Source organism: Monashia sp. HAY1-11D (genome assembly GCF_056868035.1).
In genome coordinates, this window is record NZ_CP200320.1 from 2932426 (window position 1) to 2956628 (window position 24203).

Genomic DNA, 24203 nt, shown 5'->3' on the forward strand with positions numbered 1-24203 from the left:
GGTCGGGCTCCAGCTGTGGTTCGTGGGCCTGCTCGTCGGGCTCCTCGCGGGCAGTCGGGCCGTCCTCGGACACCTGCGTCGCGGCCACGGACGGCTGCGGCCGGCCGGGGCCGTCGCGGCCGTCGTGCTCGTCGTGGGGTCGGTCCTCGCCGGTGCCGGCGTCTGGGCGGTCCGGGGGGCCGGCCGGACGCTGTCGGTCGGCGAGGCGACGCTGCCCGCGGTCGCCGTCGACCAGGCCACCGGCCCGCTCGGCAACCGCCTGCTGCTGCTGCGCCCGTCCGACGACGTCGTCGACTTCGTCCTGGCCGGGCAGGAGCCCGGTGAGCTGTTGCGCGACCTCGACCGACGTCCCGACGCCGACGACGCGCCCCTCGTGTCGGCCGTCGCCGCCATCGTCGGTGGCCGGGCCGCCGATGCCCTCGACGCGTCGTCCCTCGCCCGGCTCGGCATCGGCTTCGTCCAGGTGACCGGTGGGGCCGACAGCCCGCTCGCACGCCGGCTCGACGCGGCCGAGGGGCTGAGCCGACTGGGCAGCGGCCAGCACGGCGTCCTCTGGAAGGTGCGGGCCCTGCCTGCGGCCCAGGGCGCCGAGGATGCCACGGCGCCGTCGCGCGCCCGCCTCGTCGACGGTTCGGGCGGCCTGCTGGCCGTCGTCCCGACCGTCGGACCGCACGCCGCCGTCGACACCTCGCTGCCCGCCGCGACCGGCGAGCGACGCCTCGTCCTCGCCGAGCCGGCCGAGTGGGCCCGGCACGCCGTCGTCAGCTACGACGGCGCGGTCCTGCCCCCGTGCCCGGCGCTGCGCAACCCACCTACGTCGTGCCGTCGGCGCCGGGCGCCCTGCGCGTCGACCTCGCGGCGGCGCAGCCCTGGTGGCGTCTCGGACAGGGTGCGCTGCTCGCGTTCGTCGTGTTCATGGCGCTGCCCTTCGGCAACCGTCGCTCGAGGAGGCGCGCATGAGCAGGGCAGCGGGCATCATCCGGTCCGTCGCGGTGGCCGTCGTCGCGGCCGGCGCGGCCGTCGGTGCCACCCACGTCAGCGGCTCGCTCCAGCTGGCGGCGCCCGGGGACCGCGCGGGCCTGCCCGAGACCTCCAGCGTCCTCCTCGACGACTCGACGCTCGTGTGCCCCGGCCAGCAGCGGCTCGGCGCCGTGGGCCTGCGCGACGTCGAGGCGGACGTCACGGTCGCCGCGTCCGCCCCGGACCCCGGGGTCGTCGCCGGGGCACCGAGCGGTGGCGCGCTCGCGCTGCTGTCCGGCAGCGACGCGTCCGGGCTCGGCCAGGGCGGTGCCGCGGGCTCGGCCGTGACCGCCACCGTGAAGACGGCCGACAGCGTCCTCGCCCGAGCCACCAGGCAACTGGCCCCGGGCCTCGTCGCGACCCAGGTGTGGAAGCACACCGGCGACGACGACCGGGGCCTGGCCGTGACGCCGTGCCAGCTGCCCTCGTCCGACGTCTGGCTCGTCGGCGGGGGTGCCGGTCCGTCCCGCACGGAGCGGGTCATCCTCGGCAACCCCGGGGCCAATGCCGTGACCGCCTCGCTCGAGGTGTTCGGCGCGCGCGGTCGGGTGGCCGGCCTGGACGACCGCACGATCTCGGTCGAGCCGCACTCGCGCGCGGTCGTCTCGCTCGACGCGCTCGCGCCCGACCTCGCCAGCCCCGCCGTCCACGTCACCGCCACGGGTGGCGTCCTGTCCGCGGTGCTCGACGAGCAGTGGATCGACGGTGCAACGGCACGCGGCATCGACGACGCCACCCGCGCCGCCCCGCCGGAGACCGACCTCGTCGTGCCGGGGATCGACGCGTCGGGCTCGGTGTGGGCCCGCGTCGCCAACCCCGGTGACACCGAGGCGCTCGTCCGCCTGAGCCTGCTCACCGACGCCGGACCGGTCCAGCCCGACGAGCTGCGCGCGGTCCGGGTGCCCGCCGGGTCGACCCTCGACGTGCCCATCCAGCGCGCGTCCGGCGCGTTCGGTCTCGGGGTCCGGTCCGACCAGCCCGTCGTGGCCGGCGCCTGGACCGAGCGGCGTGCCTCGACCGGTGACCGCATGGGCGACTTCGCCTGGACCGCGGCCACGCCGCGCCTCACCGGTCTCGGCGGGGTCCTGCTGCCGGGACTCACGGGCACGACCAAGCGTCTCCTCCTGACGTCGGGCCAGACCACGGCGCGTGCGCAGGTGCGCATCGGCACGGGGGACGCCGCTCGCACGACGACGGTCGACGTCCCGGCCGGTTCGACCGTGGCCACCGACCTCGGCGACGCCGACAGCGTCTGGGTCGTGCCGACGAGCGGTGAGGTCCGCGGCGCCGTCTCGGTCGCCGGCACCGACGGCGGTGTGCCGACGTTCTCCATCGCCGCCGTCCAGTCGGCCCCGGTCCGGGCCCTGTCCGTCCCGGTGCGCCAGGTGCGCAACTGACCGGCGCAGGCTGTCCGACGTCGCACGGCGAGATGGCCGCCGCGACGCAGGGCCTCGTCAGTCGCCGAAGCCGGGGTCGAGCTCCTCGGGGGCGACGCCGAGGAGGCCGGCAACCTGCTCGGTGACGATGTCGGCGACGAGCGCGGCGACGTCACGCCGGTCCGAGACGCGGGTCTCGACCGGGCGGCGGTAGACGACGATCCGCGCCGGCCGGGCACCCGTGGCGGGGAAGAGGCGGCCCAGCGGCACCTCGCGGTGGTCCCAGGCCGCAGGTCCGCGCGGGACGTCCTCGACCGCGAACTCGACTGCGGGGAAGGCGCGCCCGCAGGTGGCCTCGAGCCGGGCCGCGGCATCGAGCACGTAGTCGTCGAACTCGTCGCGGCGGGAGACCATCGCCGGGACGGGCGGCCAGGCGAGCGGTCCGCGCCTGCCGCGCCCGTGCCGGTCGCGCCGACGGGGGAGCGGGCGCCGGGAGGCGGCGGCGCTGCGTCCGGAGTCCGGGTCCGTGCGCTCGGACGGGTCGCGCCCGGTGTCGGGTCCCGCGCCCGGGGTGGTGCCGGAGGTGCTCACGGTCCCACTCTAGATCGACGGGTCGGCGCGGCCGGTCGGGACGCGAGGAGTGGCGGACCGGCGGCAGGGACGCCGTCGCGTCCACGGCGTGGTGATTCGTCCTCGTCCGACCGGGCGACTAGAGTCCCGCGACGTGGGTCTGACTCGTGGTTGCTCGAAGACGGGGTGCGCGCGCCCTGCGGTCGCGACCCTGACCTACGCCTACGCCGACCGTGCCGTCGTCGTCGGCCCGCTCGCCACCTACGCCGAGCCGCACACCTACGACCTGTGCCTCGAGCACGCCGAGCGCATGACGGCCCCGCGCGGCTGGGACGTCGTGCGCGTCGGTGGGGAGTTCCCCGAGCCGCAGCTGGCCGGTGACGACCTGCTCGCCCTCGCCGACGCGGTCCGCGAGGCCGCCCGTCCGCGTCAGCCGCGTCAGCCGAGTCAGTCGCGTCAGCCGACCCCGGGCGAGCGCGCCGAACCCCGGGGCCAGGCGGCGGCCGAGGCCCAGGCCGGTGTCGTGGAGTCCGGCCGGCGCGGGCACCTGCGCATCCTGCGCGACGGCTGACCACTAGGGTGGGCGCGTGCCTCATCTCGTCGACTTCGTCAAGGCCTACGACGTCCGGGGGATCGTCCCTGACCAGCTCTCGCCCGAGGTGGCCCGCGCCATCGGCGCCGCGTTCGCGGAGGTCGTCGCCATCCCGGACGGCAGCGCGGCTGTCGTCATCGGGCACGACATGCGGCCGAGCTCGCCCGAGCTGTCGCAGGCGTTCGCGGCCGGAGTGACCTCGCGCGGCATCGACGTCGTCCACGTCGGCCTGTGTTCGACCGACGGTCTCTACTACGCCAGCGGCGCCCTCGACCTGCCGGGCGCGATGTTCACCGCGAGCCACAACCCGGCCCAGTACAACGGCATCAAGATGTGCCGCTCCGCAGCCCGCCCGGTCGGCCAGGACTCCGGGCTCGCGGAGATCCGCGACCTCGCCCAGTGGCTGCTCGACGGCGGAACCGGCCTGGCCGAGCCGGTGGGGGGGCCGGGCAACGTCACGACCCGCGACCTGCTCGGTGACTACGCCGGCTTCCTCCGCTCGCTCGTGGACCTGTCCGGCTGCCGGCCGCTCAAGGTCGTCGTCGACGCGGGCAACGGCATGGGCGGGCACACCGTCCCGGCCGTCCTCGGCACGGGTGCCGGACTTCCCGAGCTGCCGCTCGAGGTCGTGCCGATGTACTTCGAGCTCGACGGCACGTTCCCCAACCACGAGGCCAACCCGCTCGACCCGGCCAACCTCGTCGACCTGCAGGCCGCGGTCCGCGAGCACGGCGCCGACATCGGTCTGGCGTTCGACGGCGACGCCGACCGCTGCTTCGTCGTCGACGCCGACGGCGAGCCCGTGTCGCCGAGCGCGATCACCGGCCTCGTCGCGGCGCGCGAGATCGCCCGGGCGCGCGAGGGCGGCGACCGCGAGGTCTCCATCGTGCACAACGTCATCTCCAGCGCGGCGGTCCGCGAGGTCGTCGCCGAGAACGGCGCCAACCCGGTGCGCACCCGCGTGGGACACTCCTTCATCAAGGCCGAGATGGCCCGCGCCGGAGCCGTGTTCGGCGGCGAGCACTCGGCGCACTACTACTTCCGCGACTTCTGGTTCGCCGACACCGGGATGCTGGCGGCGATGCACGTCCTCGCGGCCCTCGGCGAGCAGGACGACCCGCTGTCGCGTCTGTGCAGCCAGTACGAGCGCTACGTCGCCTCCGGCGAGATCAACTCCACCGTCGAGGACCAGGCCGCCGTCGTCGAGCAGGTGCGGGCGTGGGCGACGGTCCGCGGCGCCGGCACCGACGAGCTCGACGGCCTCACCGTCACCTGCCCCGAGGGCACCGAGCCGATGTGGTGGTTCAACGTCCGCGCCTCCAACACCGAGCCGCTGTTGCGGCTCAACGTCGAGGCCGCCGACCGTGAGACCATGGAGCGCGTCCGCGACGAGATGCTCGCCCTGATCCGGTCCGGCGACGGTGTGGCGGACGCGATGACGGACCCGACCGACACAGGAGACGCATCGTGACCACCCAGCAGACCATCGAGCCGTGGCTGCGCGCCATCCTCCGCTGCCCGAAGTGCAAGGGCGAGCTGACCGACGCGACGCACGACTCGGGGTCGGGCGAGACGCCCGAGCTGCGTTGTGCCACCGACCATCTCGCCTACCCGGTCGAGTCCGGGGTGCCCGTGCTGCTCGTCGACCTCGCCCGGCGCACCGACGGCTGACGCGGTCGGCGCCGTGTTCGACGAGACCCGCCTCGACGACGAGGGGACGCTCGCGGCCCTGGACCGCAGCGACACCCTGCGCGCGCTCGCCTCGGCCGGAGCCCAGGTGCGTCGGTCCCTCGAGGCGGCCTCCGACGCGGGGCTCGAGCGGCTGCGTGACGTCGAGCCCCGCGGTGTCGTCGTCGCGGCGGCCGGCGGTTCGGCGGCCGTCGCGGACCTCTTCGAGGCGCTCGCCTGCGCCGGGGCGTCCCTGCCGGTGCAGAGCTGCTCCGCCGGGCCGCTGCCGGGCTGGGTGGGCTCGCTCGACCTCGTCATCGCCGTGTCGCAGTCGGGACGCGCCGCCGGCGCTCTCGCCCTCGCCGCCGAGGCTCAGCGGCGGGGCGCCTCCCTGCTGACCATCGGCGCGGCCGACTCGCCCCTGGCCGAGGTCAGCGCCCGGGCGCGGGGCGTCCACGTGCCGATCCCCGTCTCGGGGTCCTCGTCACGCACGTCGATGTGGGCGCAGGCGACGCCCACCCTCCTCGCCGCCGACGCGCTCGGCATCGCGCCCGCGGGGACCGAGACGCTCGGGGCGCTCGCCGACGTGCTCGACCGGTGCGCCACCGAGGCGCGCCCCTCGTCGGAGTCGTTCGTCAACCCCGCCAAGGTCCTGGCCACCGAGATCGCCGAGTCCGCGCCGATCGTCCTGGGGGAGGGACCGTTCGGCGGCGTCGCAGCCCGCCGCGCGGCGGGGATGTTCGGCCGGACCGGCCGTGTCCCCGTGGCCCACGGCGCACTGCCCGACGCGGCGAGCCAGATCGTCGCGTGCTTCGACGGGCCGCTGTCCGGCGGCGGCGCCGACGGTGGGGCCGAGGACATCTTCGCCGACCCGTTCCTCGACGGACCGACGCGGCCCCCGCTGCGGCTCATCATGCTCCGCGACACGAGCGACGGCGCCGACGAGCGGTTGACCGCGACCATCGTGTCCGTCGCCGAGGACGCCGGCGTGCGCGTCTCCCTCGTCGACGCGCCGGCCACCCACCCGTTGCTGCGCTTCGCCCACCACGTCGCGCTCACCGACTTCGCCGCCACGTACCTCGCGCTCGGCCTGGGCTTCGACCCGGCCACCTCGCCCCACGTCGAGCTCCTGCGGGGGGCCCGCAGCCGCTGAGCCGCACCGGGCGACGGCCCGGGTGCCGGGGTGCCTGACCCGGCGGACCGCCCATGCCTCCGTAGGCTGCGACCGTGGCCCACTACGACCTCGCCATCATCGGCAGCGGCAGCGGCAACTCGCTCGTCACCCCCGACTTCGCCGGCAAGCGCGTCGCCGTCATCGAGGGCGGCATCTTCGGGGGCACCTGCATCAACGTCGGGTGCATCCCGACGAAGATGTTCGTCTATGCCGCCGAGGTGGCCGACTCCGTGCGCTCGGCGGCCCGTTACGGCGTCGACGCCATCCTCGACGGCGTGCGCTGGCGGGACGTGCGCGACCGGGTGTTCGGACGCATCGACCCGATCTCCGAGGGCGGGCTGCGCTACCGGCAGGAGGGCCCGAACACGTCGGCGCTTCTCGGACACGCCCGGTTCACGGGTGACCGCGAGCTGACGGTCCGGCTGCACGCCGGAGGGACCGAGGTGGTGACCGCGGACCAGGTCGTCGTCGCCGCGGGTGCGCGGCCCGTCGTCCCGGACGTCGTCACGGCGTCGGGGGTGCCGTTCCACACCTCCGACACCGTCATGCGCATCGACGAGCTGCCACGGCGGATGGTCGTCATCGGCGGCGGGTTCATCGCGGCCGAGATGGCCCACGTCTTCTCCGCGTTCGGCGTGCACGTCACGGTCCTCGCGCGCGGCTCGCAGCTGCTGCGCCATCTCGACACCGAGATCTCCCAGCGCTTCACCGACCTCGCGCGTGAGCAGTGGGACGTGCGCACCGGCGTCGAGGTCACGGCGGTCGAGCGGCTCGCCGGGCCGTGCGGCGGCGTGCGGGTGCACCTGCTGGGTGGCGCCACCGTCGAGGGCGACCTCCTGCTCGTCGCCACGGGGCGCCGGCCCAACACCGACGACCTCGGCGCCGACGCCGTGGGGCTGCGCCTGCACGACGACGGCCGCGTCGCCGTGGACGAGTACGGCCGCACCAACCTGCCCGGCGTCTGGGCCCTGGGCGACGTCAGCTCGCCGTGGCAGCTCAAGCACGTCGCGAACGCCGAGGCCCGGGCGGTCGCGCACAACCTCGCGCACCCCGAGGACCTGCACCGGCTCCCGCACGCGCACGTGCCCTCCGGCATCTTCAGCCACCCGCAGATCGCGACCGTCGGCCTCAGCGAGCAAGCCTGCGTCGACGCCGGCCTGGCACACGTCACCGCCGTCCAGCACTACGGCGACACCGCCTACGGGTGGGCGATGGAGGACACGACGAGCGTCTGCAAGCTCGTCGCCGACCCGCGGTCCGGGCGGCTGCTCGGCGCCCACCTGCTCGGACCCCACGCGACGAGCCTCGTGCAGCCGCTCGTGCAGGCCATGGCGACCGGCGCGCACGTCCACGACGTCGGACGCGGACAGTACTGGATCCACCCGGCCCTCGCGGAGGTCGTCGAGAACGCTCTCCTCGGGCTCGCCGTCGACCCGCCCACCCGGGACGGCACGACCCGTCCCTGAGAGCACGCTGGGACGCGCCCTAGGCTGTGCGCATGGCAGGTGGACTCGTAGCGCTCCTCGACGACATCGCGGCGCTCGCCAAGCTCGCGGCCGCCTCCGTCGACGACGTCGGCGCGGCCGCGACGAGGGCGAGCATCAAGGCCACGGGCGTCGTCGTCGACGACACCGCCGTCACCCCGCGCTACGTGCAGGGGCTGCACCCCGAGCGCGAGCTGCCGATCATCAAGAAGATCGCGGTCGGCTCGCTGCGCAACAAGCTGCTCATCATCCTTCCCGTCATCCTGCTGCTCAGCCAGTTCCTGCCGTGGCTGCTCACCCCGGTCCTCATGGTCGGCGGTGCCTACCTGTCCTACGAGGGCGCCGAGAAGGTGTGGAGCTCGTCTCGGGCCACCACGAGGAGGTGGGGGAGCCCGGCGAGGTCGACGAGCAGGTCGTCGTGGCCGGTGCCGTCCGCACCGACTTCATCCTGTCGGCCGAGATCATGGTCATCGCCCTCAACGAGGTCGAGCAGGAGCCGCTGCTGTCGCGGGCCGTCATCCTCGTCATCGTCGCGCTGCTCATCACGGCGCTCGTCTACGGCGTCGTCGGGCTCATCGTCAAGATGGACGACGTCGGCCTGTCGCTCGCCGAACGCGAGTCCGGCGGCTCGCAGCGGCTCGGCCGGGCCCTCGTCAAGGGCATGCCGAGGCTGCTGTCCGTGCTCGCGACGGTCGGCATCGCGGCGATGCTCTGGGTCGGCGGCCACATCCTGCTCGTGGGCGTCGACGAGCTCGGCTGGCACGCGCTGTACGCAGGGGTGCACCACCTCGAGGAGGGCGTTGCCGGCGTGCCCGGCGTCGGCGGGGTCCTGGCGTGGTTCGTCAACACCCTCGCCTCGGCCGTCATCGGGCTCGTCGTCGGGGCCGCGCTCGTCGCGCTGCTCCACGTCGTCCCCCGGCGCCGCAGGACTGCCACCCACTGACCCGAGCCCGGGCTCGACACGGTCGTTGGGCTGCTCCGCGAGGCCTCGCTAGACTGGGGGACTGCCGGCGTGGGTGATGACCCGCGAACGATGGCCCAGAGGGGCGCGCCGGGTCTGCACACCGACCACCAGAGGAAGCGATCACCCATGTCCTTCGACTACAAGGTTGCCGACCTGAGCCTCGCCGAGGCGGGGCGCCACCAGCTCCGGCTCGCCGAGCACGAGATGCCGGGCCTCATGGCCCTGCGCGCCGAGTACGCCGACGCACAGCCGCTCCGGGGCGCCCGCATCGCCGGCTCGCTCCACATGACCGTCCAGACGGCCGTCCTCATCGAGACGCTGACCGCGCTCGGTGCCGAGGTCCGCTGGGCCAGCTGCAACATCTACTCCACCCAGGACGAGGCCGCCGCCGCGGTCGTCGTCGGTCCGAACGGAACGGCCGACGCGCCCGAGGGCGTGCCGGTGTTCGCCTGGAAGGGCGAGACGCTCGAGGAGTACTGGTGGTGCACCGACCAGATCCTCACCTGGCCGAACGGCGAGGGCCCGAACATGATCCTCGACGACGGCGGCGACGCCACGATGCTCGTCCACAAGGGCGTCGAGTGGGAGAAGGCGGGCCAGGTCCCGCCGAACGACGAGTCCGACTCCGAGGAGTTCGGCGTCTTCAAGGAGCTCGTCCGCGCGACCGTCGCGGCCGACCCGCAGAAGTGGACGCGCGTCGCGGCCGGCATCAAGGGCGTCACGGAGGAGACGACGACCGGCGTCCACCGTCTCTACCAGCTCGCCGAGGCCGGTGAGCTGCTCTTCCCGGCGATCAACGTCAACGACGCCGTGACCAAGAGCAAGTTCGACAACAAGTACGGCTGCCGCCACTCGCTCATCGACGGCCTCAACCGGGCCACCGACGTGCTCATCGGCGGCAAGGTCGCGGTCGTGGCCGGCTACGGCGACGTCGGCAAGGGCTGCGCGCAGAGCCTCGCCGGCCAGGGCGCCCGGGTCATCGTCACCGAGGTCGACCCGATCTGCGCGCTCCAGGCCGCGATGGAGGGCTACCAGGTGGCCCGCCTCGAGGACGTCGTCGACGTCGCCGACATCTTCGTCACGACGACCGGCTGCAAGGACGTCATCACGGCCGAGCACATGCAGCGGATGAAGAACAAGGCGATCGTGGCCAACATCGGCCACTTCGACAACGAGATCGACATGGCGGGGCTGGCCCGCGTGCCCGGCGTCGTCAAGACGCAGATCAAGCCGCAGGTGCACGAGTGGACCTTCGAGTCCGGCAGCTCGATCATCGTGCTGTCCGAGGGCCGTCTCATGAACCTCGGCAACGCCACGGGGCACCCGAGCTTCGTCATGAGCAACTCCTTCAGCAACCAGACGATCGCCCAGATCGAGCTGTTCACGAAGACCGGCGAGTACGACAAGCAGGTCTACACCCTGCCCAAGGTCCTCGACGAGAAGGTCGCCCGCCTGCACCTCGACGCCCTGGGCGTGCGGCTGACCGAGCTGACCAAGGGCCAGGCCGAGTACCTCGGCGTCGACGTCGCCGGCCCGTACAAGCCGGAGCACTACCGGTACTGAAGCGACCGCTGCGGCGACGCGCCGGTCGCTCCGGTTGCCTGTCATGTGCCGCTCGCCCCCACCGGGGGCGGGCGGCACCGCTGCGTCGGCGCCCACCGGGGCGGGCGGCACCGCTGCGTCAGCGCACGGGCCGTCAGCGACCCGCGGGAGGCGCCTGCAGCAGGACGAACTCGGAGTCGCGGTCCGCGACGCGCCAGCCGGCCTGCTTCTGGAGGGCCTCCGACGCCGCGGAGGAGGCCGACACGAGCGCCCAGCGACAGCCGGTGTGCGTCAGGTAGGCGGTCCACCCGGGGGTGGCCGAGGAGAAGGCGACGTACTCGCGCACGTGACTGAGGCTGTAGACCTCGATGCGGCCGTCGATGGCCGGACGCACGTTCGGGTGCCGCCAGATGAGCCAGCCGCCGATGCCGTAGTCGTTGCAGACGACGGTCCCGGCGGGCAGCCTGGCGATGGCCGGGTCGAGACCGGTCGCACCCCAGGCCGGCAGCACGGCCCGTACCGCGACGACGACGGCCGCCACGACGAGGCCGAGCGAGGCCAGGCCGACGGTGAACCCGACCTCGCGGCGCTCGACCGGCTCGGGAGCCGTGGGCAGCAGGCCCTGCAGCGTGACGGCGGCGACCGGGGCCACGACCGCCGCACCGACGGCGACCGTCCGGGCGTAGAGCAGGGCGAGGCCCGTGCCGAGGACGAGGAGCAGGACGTCCGTCCACGGCACCCGGGAGCGCGACCGCGCCCACACGAGGACGACCACGCCGACCATCCCGACGAAGAACGCGAACCCGGGCTGCTTGATCGAGGGGGCCATCCACTCCTGGACGAACTGCGTCGTCTCCGACACCGCGAAGGGCGACAGCAGCAGCTCCGGCCCGGTCGGCGTCAGCGCCGCGACGGCCAGCGACGCCAGTGGCACGAGCGCGAGCCGTCCCCACTCACGGCGGCCGACGCGTCGGTCGAGGGCGAGGCCGACGAGCGCCACCACGCCCACGAGCACCCCCATGAACCACATGCCGTGCGAGCAGGCCCAGAGCCACGTCAGCGGCACGAGCCACCAGCGGGCCCGGCGGTCCTGCCACGAGCGCAGCCACGCCCCCGTCGTCACGGCGGTGAGGGCGAAGGTCACGAGGTGAGGGCGCAACGACAGGCTCTGGCTCATCGCCGCGAGAGCGACGGCGGTCACCGCGGCCGAGACGAGCAGTGAGCCGCGACGGCGCGTGACCCGCCACAGCACGAGGCCGATGCCGGCGACCCCGAGCGGCAGCAGCCAGGCGACGCCGGGCAGGCCGAGCAGCTGCTGGGCCAGGCTCATGAGCAGCTCGGGGAGCCACTCGTGCAGGCGCCACGGCTGGGTCGACATCGTGCTCCACGGGTCGGGGCCGTTGAACACCCACGTCGTGCGCAGCCGGTCACCGGCGGCCAGGTGCCAGAAGGTGTCCGGGTCGGACACGGGGCGCGCCACCTGGACGATCGCCGCGAGGAGCACGAGGCCCGGCAGCGCCTGGCGCACGCGGTAGGGCAGCGGCGGGCGCCGCGTCGCGTCGACGGTCGGGGCGTCCGCGGTGTCCGGGGCGTCCGAGGCGTCGGCGGCGTCCGGGGCGTCCGGGGCGTCGGCGGCGCCGGCGGCGTCCGGCACCGGTGTCCCGGTGACGCCCGCGGCGCGGGTCGTGTCGCTCGTCACGGGCCGATCATCCCCGCTCCATCCTGCGGCTGGGCCGTTTTGGCCCGATCGGTCCTGCGGCCCGGTCCCGGCCCGCGGCCACCGTGCGAGGATTGGCGCCAACTCACCACCGTCTGGCAGGGACCCTCCATGAAGAAGCTCACGACCGCCGTGCTGGCGTTCTCGCTCTCCGTCTCGCTCGCGGCCTGCAGCAAGGCCACCCCGCCCACCACGCCGAGCACGACGCCCGCCGCCTCGTCTGCCACGACGGCGTCCGACACCCCGTCCGACACCCAGTCGGACACGGCGTCGGCTACTCCGTCCGACACGAGCGGCGCCACCGGCGACAGCACCACCGCGGCCACGCCGACCCCGGTCGACCAGACCACGCCGGAGGCCGCGATGACCTCGTGGCTCGGCGCCATGGTCGCCGGCGACGGCCGGACCGTGTGCGAGCTCATGGCCACCGGGGGCAAGACCATCTCGAGCATCCCGGGCGCGGCGGCGGCGTGCAGCAAGACGATCACGCCGATGCTCGACCAGCTCAAGGAGCTCGGCGGCGCGTTCCGGGGCCTGAAGATCAGCGGGGCCACCGTCACCGGTGACCAGGCCTCGTTCGAGAGCGTGACGACCGAGCCGGCGCTCGCGGCCGACGTCGTCTCGAACTTCAAGGCGGTCCGCATCGGCGGGAAGTGGTACGTCACGCAGGGTTGACACAGGCCGGGTCGTGACCGCCGGACGGTTCGTCCGGTTCGCGGCGTTCCGCCCGCACCGCACCCGCCCGCGCCGGCGTCCCCGCGTCGTACCGGCCGCGTCGCGTCCCTGTGTGATGATGTGCCAAAGGACTACGGGGGACGGGACACTGTCGTCCCGGGAACGGAGTGTGTCGTGAAGGGTCGGGTACTGGTCGTCGACGACGACCTCGCACTCGCCGAGATGCTCGGGATCGTGCTGCGCAACGAAGGGCTCGAGGTCACCCACGTGGCCGACGGCGCCGAGGCGGTGTCCGCCTTCCGCGAGTCGCACGCCGACCTGGTTCTGCTCGACGTCATGCTGCCCGGCCTCGACGGCATGGAGGTGTGCCGACGCATCCGCTCCGAGAGCGGCGTGCCGATCGTCATGCTGACGGCCCGCACCGACACCGTCGACGTCGTCGTCGGCCTCGAGTCCGGCGCCGACGACTACGTCGTCAAGCCGTTCAAGCCCCAGGAGCTCATCGCCCGCGTCCGCGCCCGGCTGCGCCGCGGCGACGAGCCGGCCCCCGAGAAGCTCGCCATCGGCGACCTCGAGATCGACGTCGCCGGGCACTCGGTCAAGCGCGACGGCCGGCCGTTGTCCCTGACGCCACTCGAGTTCGACCTGCTCGTGGCCCTGGCCCGCAAGCCGTGGCAGGTCTTCACCCGCGAGGTGCTCCTCGAGCAGGTGTGGGGCTACCGCCACGCGGGCGACACCCGTCTCGTCAACGTCCACGTCCAGCGGCTGCGCTCGAAGATCGAGCACGACCCCGAACGCCCGGAGATCGTCGTGACGGTCCGCGGCGTCGGGTACAAGGCGGGTCCGGCCTGAGATGACCGCGAGGTCGGGCACCGCGCAGGTCGCCGGGCTCGCGTCGCGGGCCCGCTCGGCGCTGCGCCGGGCGGGTTCGCGCCTCGTGCACCTGTGGCGGTCATCGCTCGGGTTCCGCGTCGTCATGGTCACGATGCTGCTCGGCATCCTCGTGCTCACGGCCGTCGGCACCTACCTCTACGGCTCGATCGCCCAGGGCCTCGTCGACGGGCGCCAGCGGATCGCCGCCGACGACAGCCTGCGTGACGCCGCCGACGCGCAGAAGCAGTTCGACTCGACGGACCAGATCGCCTCCGACGCCGCGCTGACCCAGTTCGCGACGACGCTCGTCAACCAGTACCGGCGCGACGCCGGCAACGAGAAGCGCTACGTCGTCCTGTCGACGCTCGACAACCCGGCCGGTCGTCGCATCATCATCAACACCATCGAGAGCAGCTCGGGCAGCGCGCGGTTCATCCCGGCGGAGCTGCGCGCCCAGGTCGCCGCGCAGCCGGACCGCCAGCACCTGCAGGTCGCGACGATCGACGAGGGCAACGACTCCATCTCGGCGGTCATCGTCGGGCAGCGCATCGCCACGCCCGTGGCCGGCGACTACGGCCTCTACTTCATCTACCCGATGCACCGGGAGCGGGAGATCATCTCCTTCATCGGCCAGACGTTCCTCGTCGGTGGTGCCATCCTCGTGCTGCTCATCGGCGCCATCGCCTTCGTCGTGACGCGCCTCGTCGCCGACCCGGTCCGCCGGGCCGCGCTCGTGGCCGAGCGCTTCGCCGAGGGCAACCTCAACGAGCGGATGCGCTCCAAGGGCGAGGACGACCTCGCCCGCCTCGGCAACTCCTTCAACGCCATGGCGGCCTCCCTGCAGCAGCAGATCGCCCAGCTGGAGAACCTCTCGCGTGTCCAGCAGCGGTTCGTCTCCGACGTGTCGCACGAGCTGCGCACCCCGTTGACGACGATCCGGATGGCCGGCGACCTCATCCACGACTCCCGGGCCGGGTTCGACCCGACCGTCGCCCGCTCCGCCGAGCTGCTCCACAAGGAGCTCGACCGGTTCGAGTCGCTCCTGACCGACCTGCTCGAGATCTCCCGGTTCGACGCCGGCGCCGCGGTGCTCGAGGTCGAGGCGACCGACCTGCGTGCGTCGGTGGAGCGAGCCGTCGACGCCCACCGGGCCCTCGCCGCCAGCCGCGGCACGCGGCTGGTGCTGCGGATGCCCAAGCGGCCGGTCATCGCCGACATGGACTCGCGCCGCATCGAACGGATCCTGCGCAACCTCGTGTCCAACGCGGTCGAGCACGGCGAGGGCCGCCCGGTCGAGGTGACCGTGGGCGAGAACGACTCGGCCGTCGCGGTCACCGTGCGCGACCACGGCGTCGGGCTCCGGCCGGGCGAGGCGGCCCTCGTCTTCACCCGGTTCTGGCGCGCCGACCCGGCGCGGGCCCGCACGACCGGAGGCACGGGCCTGGGCCTGGCCATCGCGCTCGAGGATGCCCGGCTGCACGCCGGACGACTCGAGGCGTGGGGCGCGCACGGCGAGGGTTCCTGCTTCCGGCTGACGCTGCCGCGCAAGGCCGACGCCACCATCACCAGCTCACCCCTGCCGCTCAGCCCGCTCGCGGCCGAGGCGGCCAGGGCCCGTCGCGAGGGCGCCGCGCTGGGGGAGGCGACGCGCAGCGACGGCACCGGCGGCACGGGCGGTACCGACGAGGACACGCTGCGCCTGAGGCGCATCGCGGTGGAGCGCTCCCCGTGACGGGTCGCCCCGTCCGGCGGCCGCGTCGGCGCGTGGCGCTGGCCGCGGCCGCCGCGGTGACGACGCTCCTCCTCGCCGGGTGCGGCGGGCTGCCCGGCTCCGGCCCGGTCGTCGACGGCAGGGCCCTCGGTGACTCGGCCGTCGAACCGGTCCGCGTCGCGGCCGTCGGCCCCGTCGACGGGGCGAGCCAGGAGGCCGTCATCCGAGGTTTCCTGCGGGCCGGCGAGGACAACGACGAGACGCACCAGACCGGCAAGCTCTTCCTCGCCCCGCAGTCGGTCGACCTGTGGCGGTGGGGCACCGAGGACGTCGTCGTCTACGACGGCGACCTGTCCTTCCGGAGGGTCGGTCCGGACCGCCTCGAGGTGTCGGCCGACGAGGTCGCTCGCGTGTCGGCCGACGGACGGTACGAGGAGCAGGAGCCGGGCACGCGGGTGTCGATGGTCCTCGGGTTGACGAAGGTGCGGGGGGAGTGGCGCATCGAGCTGCCGCCCCGCGGTTTCGGGCTGTGGCTCGACACCGACCAGTTCGAGCGCATCTACACCAACCAGCTCGTCTACTACGTGACGAGGACCGGTCGCGACCTCGTGCCCGACTCGCGCTGGTTCCCCATCGGCTCGCGGCTGCCGACGACGCTGGCCCGCGCGCAGCTGTCGCCGGTGCCGGCCTACCTCGGCGGCGCCGTCGCCACCGCGGCGCCGCCGGGCACCCGCCTCGCCGTGAACGCGGTGCCGGTCGAGAACGGGCAGGCGCAGGTCAACCTCAGCACCCAGGCACTCTCGGCGGACCCCGACGGGCGCGCCGCCCTGTGGGCGCAGCTGACCGAGACGCTGCGGCAGGTCCCGACGGTCTCGTCGGTGTCGCTTGCCGTGGCCGGCACCCCGCTCGAGCTGCCCGGCGGCCTGACCACCGTCGGGGCCGCGACCGACCTCGGCTTCGACACCGTGACCCGCCCGGCGCAGGACACCGCCCTGCTGCGCGCGGGCGACTCCGTCACGCGGATCGACCCGACCTACGTGTCCGACACCGGCAACGGCGCCAGGCGACCCGACCTCAAGCCACGCGACGGTGACATCGCGCGCGTCCCCGACACGTGGACCGCCCTCGCCCTGTCGGTCGACGGCAAGCAGCTGGCCGCCGTGTCCACTGGCCGAGCGGAGCTGTCGATCTGGAGCGCGTCGGCCGAGACCCGGTTCCTCGCGCCGTTCGCGACCTCGCTGACGCGTCCGTCCTACGACAACAGCGGCTACCTGTGGATCGCCGGCAGCGGCCGCGACGGTGCCGACCACGTCTACGTCCTCGACAGCGTCTCGAAGGACCCCGCGGCGCGGCCGCGCGCGATCAGCGCGCCCTGGCTGGCGGGGCGCCGTGTCGTCGCGCTCAGCGTCTCGGCCGACGCGTCCCGCGCGCTCGTCATCAGCACCGACCGGTTCGGTCGCGACCAGCAGCTGGGGCTCACCGGCATCGTCAGGGCCACCAACGGCGAGCCCCTGTCCCTGACGACGCCGGAACGCCAGGCCCAGTCACTGACCCAGCTGCAGGACGTCACCTGGCTCGGTCCGGTGTCCTACGCCGTGCTCGGCACCGAGGGCGCGCGCGGCAGCATGCATCCGTGGACCGGGACGCTGGGGGCCGGCATCGACGGCCGCCGGCAGTCGACCGCCGGGCTGGGAGCGGTGGCCGGTGCCGTCCGCATCACGACCGTCGGAGGTCCCCGCGGTCTCGTGGTCATCACCTCCGACGACCACGTCTTCGTCCGCGCCGGGTCCACCTGGCGCAGGATCGAGAACGGCAGCGACGTCCTCGTCCCGGGCGGCTGACCGGCGCACCGGCGCTCCTCCACACCCCCCGGCCCGGGCGCGAGGCGTCCACAGGCCCGCGACCGAGGCCGGCAGCGGCCGTGTCGACGCGGTGTCATGGGGTGGTGCCCGTCCCGCCCGAGGTGGCCGGCCGCGTCCGGGCGCTCGCCGCCGGGCTGCTCCTGCCGCTCGCCGACCTCGTCCTGCCGGTCGAGTGCGCCGGGTGCCGCAGGCCCGGACGCGCGTGGTGCCGGCGCTGCGGCTCGCGCTCCCGGGTCTGGCCTTCGCCGGGGGCGCCCACGCCCCGCAGGTCGTCCCGCAGCGCGCGCCCGCCGGGCTGCCGCCGGTCTGGGCCTGGGGCCCGTACGACGGGCCGCTGCGCCACGCCGTCCCGGCGTGGAAGGACCACGGGCGGCGCGACGTCGAGGCGGTCCTCGCGCCCCTGCTCGCCGCAGCCCTCGAGGCCGCGGTGCGGGAGTCGGGGTGGTCCCGCGGGCCGGTCCTCGTCGTCCCCGTGCCGTCGTCACGACGGGCGGAGCGGACCCGCGGCGACACGCCGCTCGTCGCTCTGGCGACCCACGCGCTCGGCGTGTCGGCGGCGGGGCCCGGGCCCTCCTCGCCCCTACCGGTCCGGCTCGCGTGCGCGCTCGAGCCGACCCGCCGTACGCGCGACCAGACCGGCCTCGACCGGGCCGCCCGACGTCGCAACCTCGCCGGCTCGATGGTGGTCAAACCCTTGTGGCACAAGGTCATCCGCGGACGGCGCTGCGTCGTCGTCGATGACGTCCTGACGACGGGTGCCACGCTCGCCGAGGCCGCTCGGGCCCTCCACGAGGCTGGCGCCGTCGCGGTCGTCGGCGCCACCGTGGCGGCCACACCCGCCCCGAGGACCCGCCGGCGGGGGTCTGCGTCGGGGCGCCCCACGTGAAGTCCGTCGTAGTCCCGGGAACTGCTTCCCACCGGTGTCGCCGCCGAAGTAGGGTCGGGTCAGGAACCCCGTCCTCCGGGGTACGGCAGCTGGGCTCGGCCCCCCGTCCGACCGGAGGCGTGACCAGCGGAAGGGGTGGTGTCGACCCGTCAGTGGGCCGGCCGCGCGTGGCCTGGCCCGGAGCAGCAGCCTGCGCCGCACGAAGAAGCCGTGCGCGATCAAGGAGGAACCGTGGAGATCGTCGTCACTGGGCGTCACGTCCAGATCCCCGACCGATTCCGTCAGCAGCTGGACGAGCGCCTGGCCAAGGTGCCCGCGCTCGCCCCCAAGGTGCACCGCATCGATGTCGTCGTCACCCACGAGCGGGTAGCCCGTGGGTCCGAGAAGGTCGAGATCACGTGCCGGGCCAAGGGCCCCGTGATCCGCGCCGAGGCCTGTCTCGACGACAAGTACGCCGCGCTCGACGCTGCCGTCGACAAGCTGATGGACCGGTTGCGGCGCGTGCACGACAAGCGCAAGGTGAGCCGGGGTCGCCGGGTCCCGGAGTCGGTTGCACAGGCGACGGCACGCATCGACGCAGCGGGGGAGCCCTCCGCGCCCGAGTCGGCCAACGGCGACGGACGCATCGACGACCTCGACCGCTTCGGAGCCATGGGCAACTCGCCGATCGAGGTCCGCGAGAAGATCCACACGGCCGCCCCGATGAGCCTCGAGGACGCCGTCAACCAGATGGAGCTCGTCGGCCACGACTTCTTCCTGTTCCACGACGCCGACACCGACCGCCCCAGCGTCGTGTACCGGCGCCGGGGGTGGAGCTACGGGGTCCTGCACCTCGAGACCGACCAGGAGGTCGCGGCCACCGGCTGACGGCTCGCGCCACGAAGGCCGCACCGGTACGCACCGGCACGCACGGGGAGGCGCCGTCCGCACGAGCGGGCGGCGCCTCCGTCACGTGGCCCGCCACGACGGCCGGTCCATCGCCGGGCCGTCGCCAGTGCGTCGCCAGTGCCTGGCCAGCGCGTCGAAAGGCGCGCCGGCGTGCGTTGTCGGCACGCTTTGACAGGATGGGCGGGTGAACCCGCCTCCGGACGTGATCCGAGTCCTCATCGTCGACGACCACGCGCTCTACCGCCGCGGGCTGCAGACCGTCCTCGAGACCGAGGACGGCATCCAGGTCGTCGGCGAGGCCGCCGACGGCGTCGAGGCGGTCACCGTCGCCGAGGAGAAGGCCCCCGACGTCATCGTCATGGACGTCAGCATGCCCAAGCGCGGCGGCATCGACGCCTGCCGGGCCATCCGGGAGCGCATCCCCTCAGCCCGCATCCTCATGCTGACCAGCTCCGACGACGAGGCCAACCTCTTCGAGGCCGTCCGGGCCGGCGCCAACGGCTACCTGCTCAAGGACGTCCCGCCCGAGGAGGTCGCCGAGGGCATCCGCAAGCTGCACGACGGGCAGTCGCTCCTGTCGCCGCTGATGGCCTCCAAGCTGCTTCACGAGTTCGCCGCGATCAGCCAGCGCGACTCCGTCCCGGCCGTCGCGGGCGGTCTCGAGGCGCCCCGCCTGACCGAGCGCGAGCTCGGCATCCTGCGGCTCGTGGCCAAGGGCCGGACGAACCGCGAGATCGCCACCGAGCTGTTCATCTCCGAGAACACGGTCCGCAACCACATCCGCAACATCCTCGACAAGCTCCAGATGCACTCGCGGATGGAGGCGGCGATGTACGCCGTGCGCCAGCGGCTCATCGACCCGGACTGAGGCCCACGAGCCGAGGACGTGCACCGCCGTGACCCTTGCCCCGCGCCGGCTCAGCCGCGCCCAGGCCCGACGCGTCGCCATCGCCGCGCAGGGCTTCCTCGACCCGCGTCCCGAGCCGTTCGCGGCGACGATGCGCCACGTGCAGCGCGTCATCGACCGGGTCGGCGTCATCCAGATCGACAGCGTCAACGTCCTTGCCCGCAGCCAGTACCTGCCGCTCTTCTCCCGCCTCGGGCCCTACGACCCGGCCCTGCTCGACCGCGCCCGTGACCGGGCTCCGCGCCGGCTCGTCGAGTACTGGGCCCACGAGGCGAGCCTCATCCCGCCCTCGACGTGGCCCCTGCTCGACCCGCGCATGCGCGCGGCCGCCGAGAAGGCGTGGGGCGGCATGCGGCGCATCCTCGCCGAGCGTCCGGACTTCGTCGACCTCGTCGAGGCCGAGGTCGTCGCGCGCGGGCCGATGACGGCGCGTGAGGTCGAGGCCGCCCTCGAGCACGACCAGCCGCGCCGCACGGACCACTGGGGCTGGAACTGGTCGGAGGTCAAGCAGGCGCTCGAGTACCTCTTCTGGGCCGGGCGCATCAGCTCGGCCGGGCGGACCACCCAGTTCGAGCGTCGGTACGCCTCGCTCGCCGCGACGGCCCCGCCGGCGCAGCGCGCCGCCTGGCTCGAGCGCCCGGGCCCCGACGCCGACCCCGAGCGGTACGTCGAGCTCGTCCGGATCGCCGCTCGCGCCCACGGCGTCGGCACCGAGCTGTGCCTCGCCGACTACTTCCGGATCAAGCGGGAGGACGCGCGACCGGCCATCGCCCGGCTCGTCGCCGACGGCGAGCTCGTCCCCGTCGAGGTGCCCGGCTGGCGGCCCGCATGGCTGCACGCCGACGCGCGGCTGCCCAGGCGGGTCCACGCCGAGGCGCTCGTCAGCCCGTTCGACTCGCTCGTGTGGCAGCGCCAGCGGATCCATGACCTGTGGGACTTCCACTACCGCATCGAGATCTACACGCCGGCCCACCAGCGCGTCCACGGCTACTACGTGCTCCCCTTCCTGCACGGCGACGCGCTCGTGGCTCGCTGCGACCTCAAGGCCGACCGCGCCGCGGGCGTGCTCCGCTGTCCCGGCGTCTCGTGGGAACCCGGCGCGCCCGCCGACGCGCGGAGCGCCCTCGTGCGCAACCTCGAGGCCATGGCGCAGTGGCTGGGTCTCGAGCGCATCGACCTACCTCCGGGCTGGGCCGGGGCGCCCTGACACGTCACCCGCGCCGGCGGCACCGATCCTCGAGCCGATCCGGAACCGCCCCGGAACCGACCGGGGCGGGTGTGCGTTGGTCGGAGAGTCGCCGGGACGGTTAGCCTAGGCGGGTCCCGTGACCCATCGCGGGCGATGGAGCCCGCCCACCGGGCGAGCCCACACGTTCAGTCGGGAGTGAGATCACCAGATGGCCGTCATCGAGAAGCTGCTTCGCGCCGGCGAGGGCCGGACCCTGAAGAAGCTCCAGGGCATCGCCAAGCAGGTCAACGCCCTCGAGGCCGACTTCGAGAAGCTCACCGACGAGGAGCTGCGGGACGAGACGAAGGGCTTCCGCGAGCGGCTCGACAACGGCGAGACCCTCGACCAGCTGCTCCCCGAGGCCTTCGCCGCCGTCCGCGAGGCGAGCAAGCGCACCCTGGGCAAGCGTCACTTCGACGTCCAGCTCATGGGCGGCGCCGCGCTGCACATGGGCAACGTCGCGGAGATGAAGACCGGCGAGGGCAAGACGCTCGTCGCGACCCTGCCGAGCTACCTCAACGCGCTGACCGGCCAGGGTGTGCACGTCATCACGGTCAACGACTTCCTCGCCGAGTACCAGTCCGAGCTCATGGGCCGCGTCCACCGCGCGCTCGGCATGGAGACCGGCTGCATCCTCGCCTCGATGACGCCCGAGCAGCGCCGCGCCGAGTACGCCAAGGACATCACCTACGGCACGAACAACGAGTTCGGCTTCGACTACCTGCGCGACAACATGGCGTGGGAGCCCGCAGAGCTCGTCCAGCGCGGCCACCACTTCTGCATCGTCGACGAGGTCGACTCGATCCTCATCGACGAGGCCCGCACGCCGCTCATCATCAGCGGTCCGGCCGACCTCGCGACGAAGTGGTACGTCGAGTTCGCGCGGATCGCCCAGCGCCTGCACCGCGGCGAGGACGGTCGGGGCGACTACGAGGTCGACGAGAAGAAGCGCACCGTGGGCGTCCTCGAGTCGGGCATCGCCAAGGTCGAGGACGTCCTCGGCATCGACAACCTCTACGACACCGTCAACACCCCGCTCATCGGCTACCTCAACAACTCCATCAAGGCCAAGGAGCTGTTCAAGAAGGACAAGGACTACGTCGTCATGAACGGCGAGATCCTCATCGTCGACGAGCACACCGGCCGCATGCTGCCGGGCCGCCGCTACAACGAGGGCATGCACCAGGCGATCGAGGCGAAGGAGGGTGTCGAGATCAAGAACGAGAACCAGACCCTCGCCACGATCACCCTCCAGAACTACTTCCGCATGTACGACAAGCTCTCGGGCATGACCGGCACGGCCCAGACCGAGGCCGCCGAGCTGAACTCCATCTACAAGCTCGGGGTCATCCCGATCCCGACGAACCGCCCGATGATCCGCATCGACCAGCCGGACCTCGTCTACCGCACGGAGATCGCCAAGTACGACGCCGTCGTCGACGACATCGCCGAGCGGCACGCGGCCGGCCAGCCCGTCCTCGTCGGCACCGTGTCGGTCGAGAAGAGCGAGTACCTCTCGCAGCAGCTGAAGAAGCGCGGCATCAAGCACGAGGTGCTCAACGCCAAGCAGCACGAGCGCGAGGCCGCGATCGTCGCCGAGGCGGGCCGCAAGGGGGCCGTCACGGTCGCGACGAACATGGCCGGTCGAGGCACCGACATCATGCTCGGCGGCAACTCCGAGTTCCGGGCCGTCGCCGAGCTGAAGCGCCGCGGCCTCGACCCGGAGGAGACGCCGGAGGAGTACGAGGCGGCCTGGGACGAGGCGCTCGCCGCCGCCGAGGAGGCGGTCGCCGCCGAGCACGAGGAGGTCACCCAGCTCGGTGGTCTCTACGTCCTCGGCACCGAGCGGCACGAGTCCCGCCGCATCGACAACCAGCTGCGCGGTCGTTCCGGCCGCCAGGGGGACCCGGGCGAGTCGCGGTTCTACCTGTCGCTGCACGACGACCTCATGCGCCTGTTCAACGCCGGCATCGTCGACCGTTTCATGCAGACCGCCGGCATGGAGGACGACGTGCCGATCGAGAGCAAGATGGTCACGAACTCGATCCAGAAGGCGCAGGGTGCGGTCGAGGCGCAGAACTACGAGATCCGCAAGAACGTCCTCAAGTACGACGACGTCATGAACCGCCAGCGTCAGGTCATCTACGAGGAGCGCCGCGCCGTCCTCGAGGGCGAGGACCTGCACGAGCAGCTGCGCCTCTTCGTCAACGACGTCGTCGGCGGGTACGTCGACGCCGCGACGGCCGAGGGCTTCGCTGGCGACTGGGACCTCGAGCAGCTGTGGGAAGCCCTGCGCCAGGTGTACCCGGTCTCGGTGACGATCGAGGAGATCGAGGACCTCGCCGGTGACCGCCAGTCGATCTCGGCGGGCCTGCTGCGCGAGCAGCTGCTCTCCGACGCCCACCACGCCTACGACCGGCGCGAGGAGTCGCTCGGCGCCGAGACGATGCGCGAGGTCGAGCGGCGCGTCGTCCTGTCGGTGCTGGACCGCAAGTGGCGCGAGCACCTCTACGAGATGGACTACCTCCAAGAGGGCATCGGCCTGCGCGCCATGGCCCAGCGCGACCCGCTCATCGAGTACCAGCGGGAGGGCTTCCAGCTGTTCGAGGCGATGATGGAGGCCATCAAGGAGGAGTCGGTCTCGCACCTGTTCTCCGTCGAGGTGCAGGTGGCGCCGCAGCCCGCGACGGTCGGCGCGGCCCCGATGTCGGTCTCGGACCTCGTCGGTGGTGTCGCCGCAGCGACCGCCGACCGCAGCGCACCGGTGACCGACGACCGGACCGGTGCCGCCGCCGAACCGGACGCCCACGGCGGGGCCGAGCCCGACGCCCCGGAGGGTGTGGGCGCCTTCGGCACCGGCGTGCGTGTGTCCGGCGTCGACCACACCGACGGACAGCGGTCCGGAGCGTTGCGCTACTCGGCTCCGGGTGAGGACGGCCGAGCCGTCGTCACCGGTGACCAGCAGCCGGTCGAGCGTCGCGCCGACCGCCGCGGCAAGAAGGTCAAGCGCAAGCGGCGCTGACGACGCGGTGCGAACCATCGACGCGGGCCCCGACCACCTCGGTC

18 protein-coding genes and 1 pseudogene are annotated in these 24203 nt (G+C 73.5%); 17 read left to right on the top strand and 2 right to left on the bottom strand.

Annotation, left to right across the window (positions count from 1 at the left end):
• Nucleotides 1–956: 956 nt before the first annotated feature.
• Entirely contained in the window at nucleotides 957–2417 is a 1461-nt protein-coding gene (locus tag AC1VM9_RS13560) for a DUF5719 family protein (protein WP_483124020.1), read from the top strand.
• 57 nt (nucleotides 2418–2474) lie between these two features.
• Here the strand turns inward: AC1VM9_RS13560 and AC1VM9_RS13565 are convergent, their stop codons facing one another.
• Nucleotides 2475–2987: a metallopeptidase family protein gene (locus AC1VM9_RS13565; protein ID WP_481339751.1), complete on the bottom strand. Its 513-nt coding sequence runs from the start codon at nucleotides 2985–2987 to the stop codon at nucleotides 2475–2477.
• Between the two features lie 133 nt (nucleotides 2988–3120).
• Here AC1VM9_RS13565 and AC1VM9_RS13570 point away from each other — a divergent pair, with 133 nt between their 5' ends.
• From AC1VM9_RS13570 to ahcY, 7 genes and pseudogenes are all read left to right on the top strand, one after another.
• Nucleotides 3121–3537 (top strand): DUF3499 domain-containing protein, encoded by a 417-nt coding sequence (locus tag AC1VM9_RS13570; RefSeq protein ID WP_481339756.1) that lies wholly within the window; start codon nucleotides 3121–3123, stop codon nucleotides 3535–3537.
• 16 nt (nucleotides 3538–3553) lie between these two features.
• A complete protein-coding gene (locus AC1VM9_RS13575) occupies nucleotides 3554–5029 on the top strand; it encodes a phosphomannomutase/phosphoglucomutase (protein WP_483123001.1) in 1476 nt (491 codons plus the stop codon).
• On the top strand, nucleotides 5026–5229 hold the full coding sequence (locus AC1VM9_RS13580) for a Trm112 family protein (RefSeq protein WP_481339764.1): 204 nt from the start codon (nucleotides 5026–5028) through the stop codon (nucleotides 5227–5229). Before AC1VM9_RS13575 ends, AC1VM9_RS13580 begins: the two co-directional genes overlap by 4 nt.
• A gap of 13 nt (nucleotides 5230–5242) precedes the next feature.
• Nucleotides 5243–6379: an SIS domain-containing protein gene (locus AC1VM9_RS13585; protein WP_483123003.1), complete on the top strand. Its 1137-nt coding sequence runs from the start codon at nucleotides 5243–5245 to the stop codon at nucleotides 6377–6379.
• A 74-nt stretch (nucleotides 6380–6453) separates the two neighbouring features.
• Nucleotides 6454–7866: a mycothione reductase gene (locus AC1VM9_RS13590; protein WP_483123004.1), complete on the top strand. Its 1413-nt coding sequence runs from the start codon at nucleotides 6454–6456 to the stop codon at nucleotides 7864–7866.
• Between the two features lie 32 nt (nucleotides 7867–7898).
• Nucleotides 7899–8827 (top strand): annotated as a pseudogene (locus AC1VM9_RS13595) (DUF808 domain-containing protein).
• Between the two features lie 147 nt (nucleotides 8828–8974).
• On the top strand, nucleotides 8975–10411 hold the full coding sequence (gene ahcY / locus AC1VM9_RS13600; protein WP_483123006.1) for an adenosylhomocysteinase: 1437 nt from the start codon (nucleotides 8975–8977) through the stop codon (nucleotides 10409–10411).
• A 133-nt stretch (nucleotides 10412–10544) separates the two neighbouring features.
• On the opposite strand, the gene AC1VM9_RS13605 is transcribed toward ahcY, so the two are convergent.
• Nucleotides 10545–12089 carry a hypothetical protein gene (locus AC1VM9_RS13605; protein WP_483123007.1) on the bottom strand — a complete coding sequence of 515 codons (1545 nt, stop codon included), beginning with the start codon at nucleotides 12087–12089 and terminating at the stop codon, nucleotides 10545–10547.
• 129 nt (nucleotides 12090–12218) lie between these two features.
• On the opposite strand from AC1VM9_RS13605, the gene AC1VM9_RS13610 reads away from it, so the two are divergent.
• From AC1VM9_RS13610 to secA, 9 genes are all read left to right on the top strand, one after another.
• Nucleotides 12219–12782, top strand: coding sequence for a hypothetical protein (locus AC1VM9_RS13610; RefSeq protein WP_483123008.1), 564 nt, complete (start codon nucleotides 12219–12221; stop codon nucleotides 12780–12782).
• Nucleotides 12783–12956: 174 nt separating this feature from the next.
• The gene (gene mtrA, locus AC1VM9_RS13615; protein ID WP_481339785.1) at nucleotides 12957–13634 is read left to right on the top strand and encodes an MtrAB system response regulator MtrA; all 678 of its coding nucleotides are present in this window, start codon (nucleotides 12957–12959) and stop codon (nucleotides 13632–13634) included.
• 1 nt (nucleotide 13635) lies between these two features.
• Nucleotides 13636–15387 carry an MtrAB system histidine kinase MtrB gene (mtrB, locus tag AC1VM9_RS13620; RefSeq protein ID WP_481339788.1) on the top strand — a complete coding sequence of 584 codons (1752 nt, stop codon included), beginning with the start codon at nucleotides 13636–13638 and terminating at the stop codon, nucleotides 15385–15387.
• Nucleotides 15384–17207, top strand: coding sequence for an LpqB family beta-propeller domain-containing protein (locus AC1VM9_RS13625; RefSeq protein ID WP_483123010.1), 1824 nt, complete (start codon nucleotides 15384–15386; stop codon nucleotides 17205–17207). Before mtrB ends, AC1VM9_RS13625 begins: the two co-directional genes overlap by 4 nt.
• A gap of 202 nt (nucleotides 17208–17409) precedes the next feature.
• A complete protein-coding gene (locus AC1VM9_RS13630; protein WP_483123011.1) occupies nucleotides 17410–18114 on the top strand; it encodes a ComF family protein in 705 nt (234 codons plus the stop codon).
• Between the two features lie 231 nt (nucleotides 18115–18345).
• Nucleotides 18346–18981 (top strand): ribosome hibernation-promoting factor, HPF/YfiA family, encoded by a 636-nt coding sequence (gene hpf / locus AC1VM9_RS13635; RefSeq protein WP_481339797.1) that lies wholly within the window; start codon nucleotides 18346–18348, stop codon nucleotides 18979–18981.
• A gap of 205 nt (nucleotides 18982–19186) precedes the next feature.
• Nucleotides 19187–19870, top strand: a complete 684-nt coding sequence (locus AC1VM9_RS13640) for a response regulator (RefSeq protein ID WP_481347177.1) — start codon at nucleotides 19187–19189, stop codon at nucleotides 19868–19870.
• Nucleotides 19871–19898: 28 nt separating this feature from the next.
• On the top strand, nucleotides 19899–21116 hold the full coding sequence (locus tag AC1VM9_RS13645) for a winged helix-turn-helix domain-containing protein (protein ID WP_483123013.1): 1218 nt from the start codon (nucleotides 19899–19901) through the stop codon (nucleotides 21114–21116).
• A 190-nt stretch (nucleotides 21117–21306) separates the two neighbouring features.
• Nucleotides 21307–24159 (top strand): preprotein translocase subunit SecA, encoded by a 2853-nt coding sequence (gene secA, locus AC1VM9_RS13650; RefSeq protein ID WP_483123014.1) that lies wholly within the window; start codon nucleotides 21307–21309, stop codon nucleotides 24157–24159.
• The last annotated feature ends 44 nt before the right edge of the window (nucleotides 24160–24203 follow it).

What these genes read in the sequence shown, in the direction of transcription:
- AC1VM9_RS13560 (WP_483124020.1), top strand. Translation starts at nt 957, where the DNA reads ATGAGCAGGGCAGCGGGCATCATCCGGTCCGTCGCGGTGGCCGTCGTC.
- ahcY (WP_483123006.1), top strand. Translation starts at nt 8,975, where the DNA reads ATGTCCTTCGACTACAAGGTTGCCGACCTGAGCCTCGCCGAGGCGGGG.
- AC1VM9_RS13610 (WP_483123008.1), top strand. Translation starts at nt 12,219, where the DNA reads ATGAAGAAGCTCACGACCGCCGTGCTGGCGTTCTCGCTCTCCGTCTCG.
- mtrB (WP_481339788.1), top strand. Translation starts at nt 13,636, where the DNA reads ATGACCGCGAGGTCGGGCACCGCGCAGGTCGCCGGGCTCGCGTCGCGG.
- secA (WP_483123014.1), top strand. Translation starts at nt 21,307, where the DNA reads ATGGCCGTCATCGAGAAGCTGCTTCGCGCCGGCGAGGGCCGGACCCTG.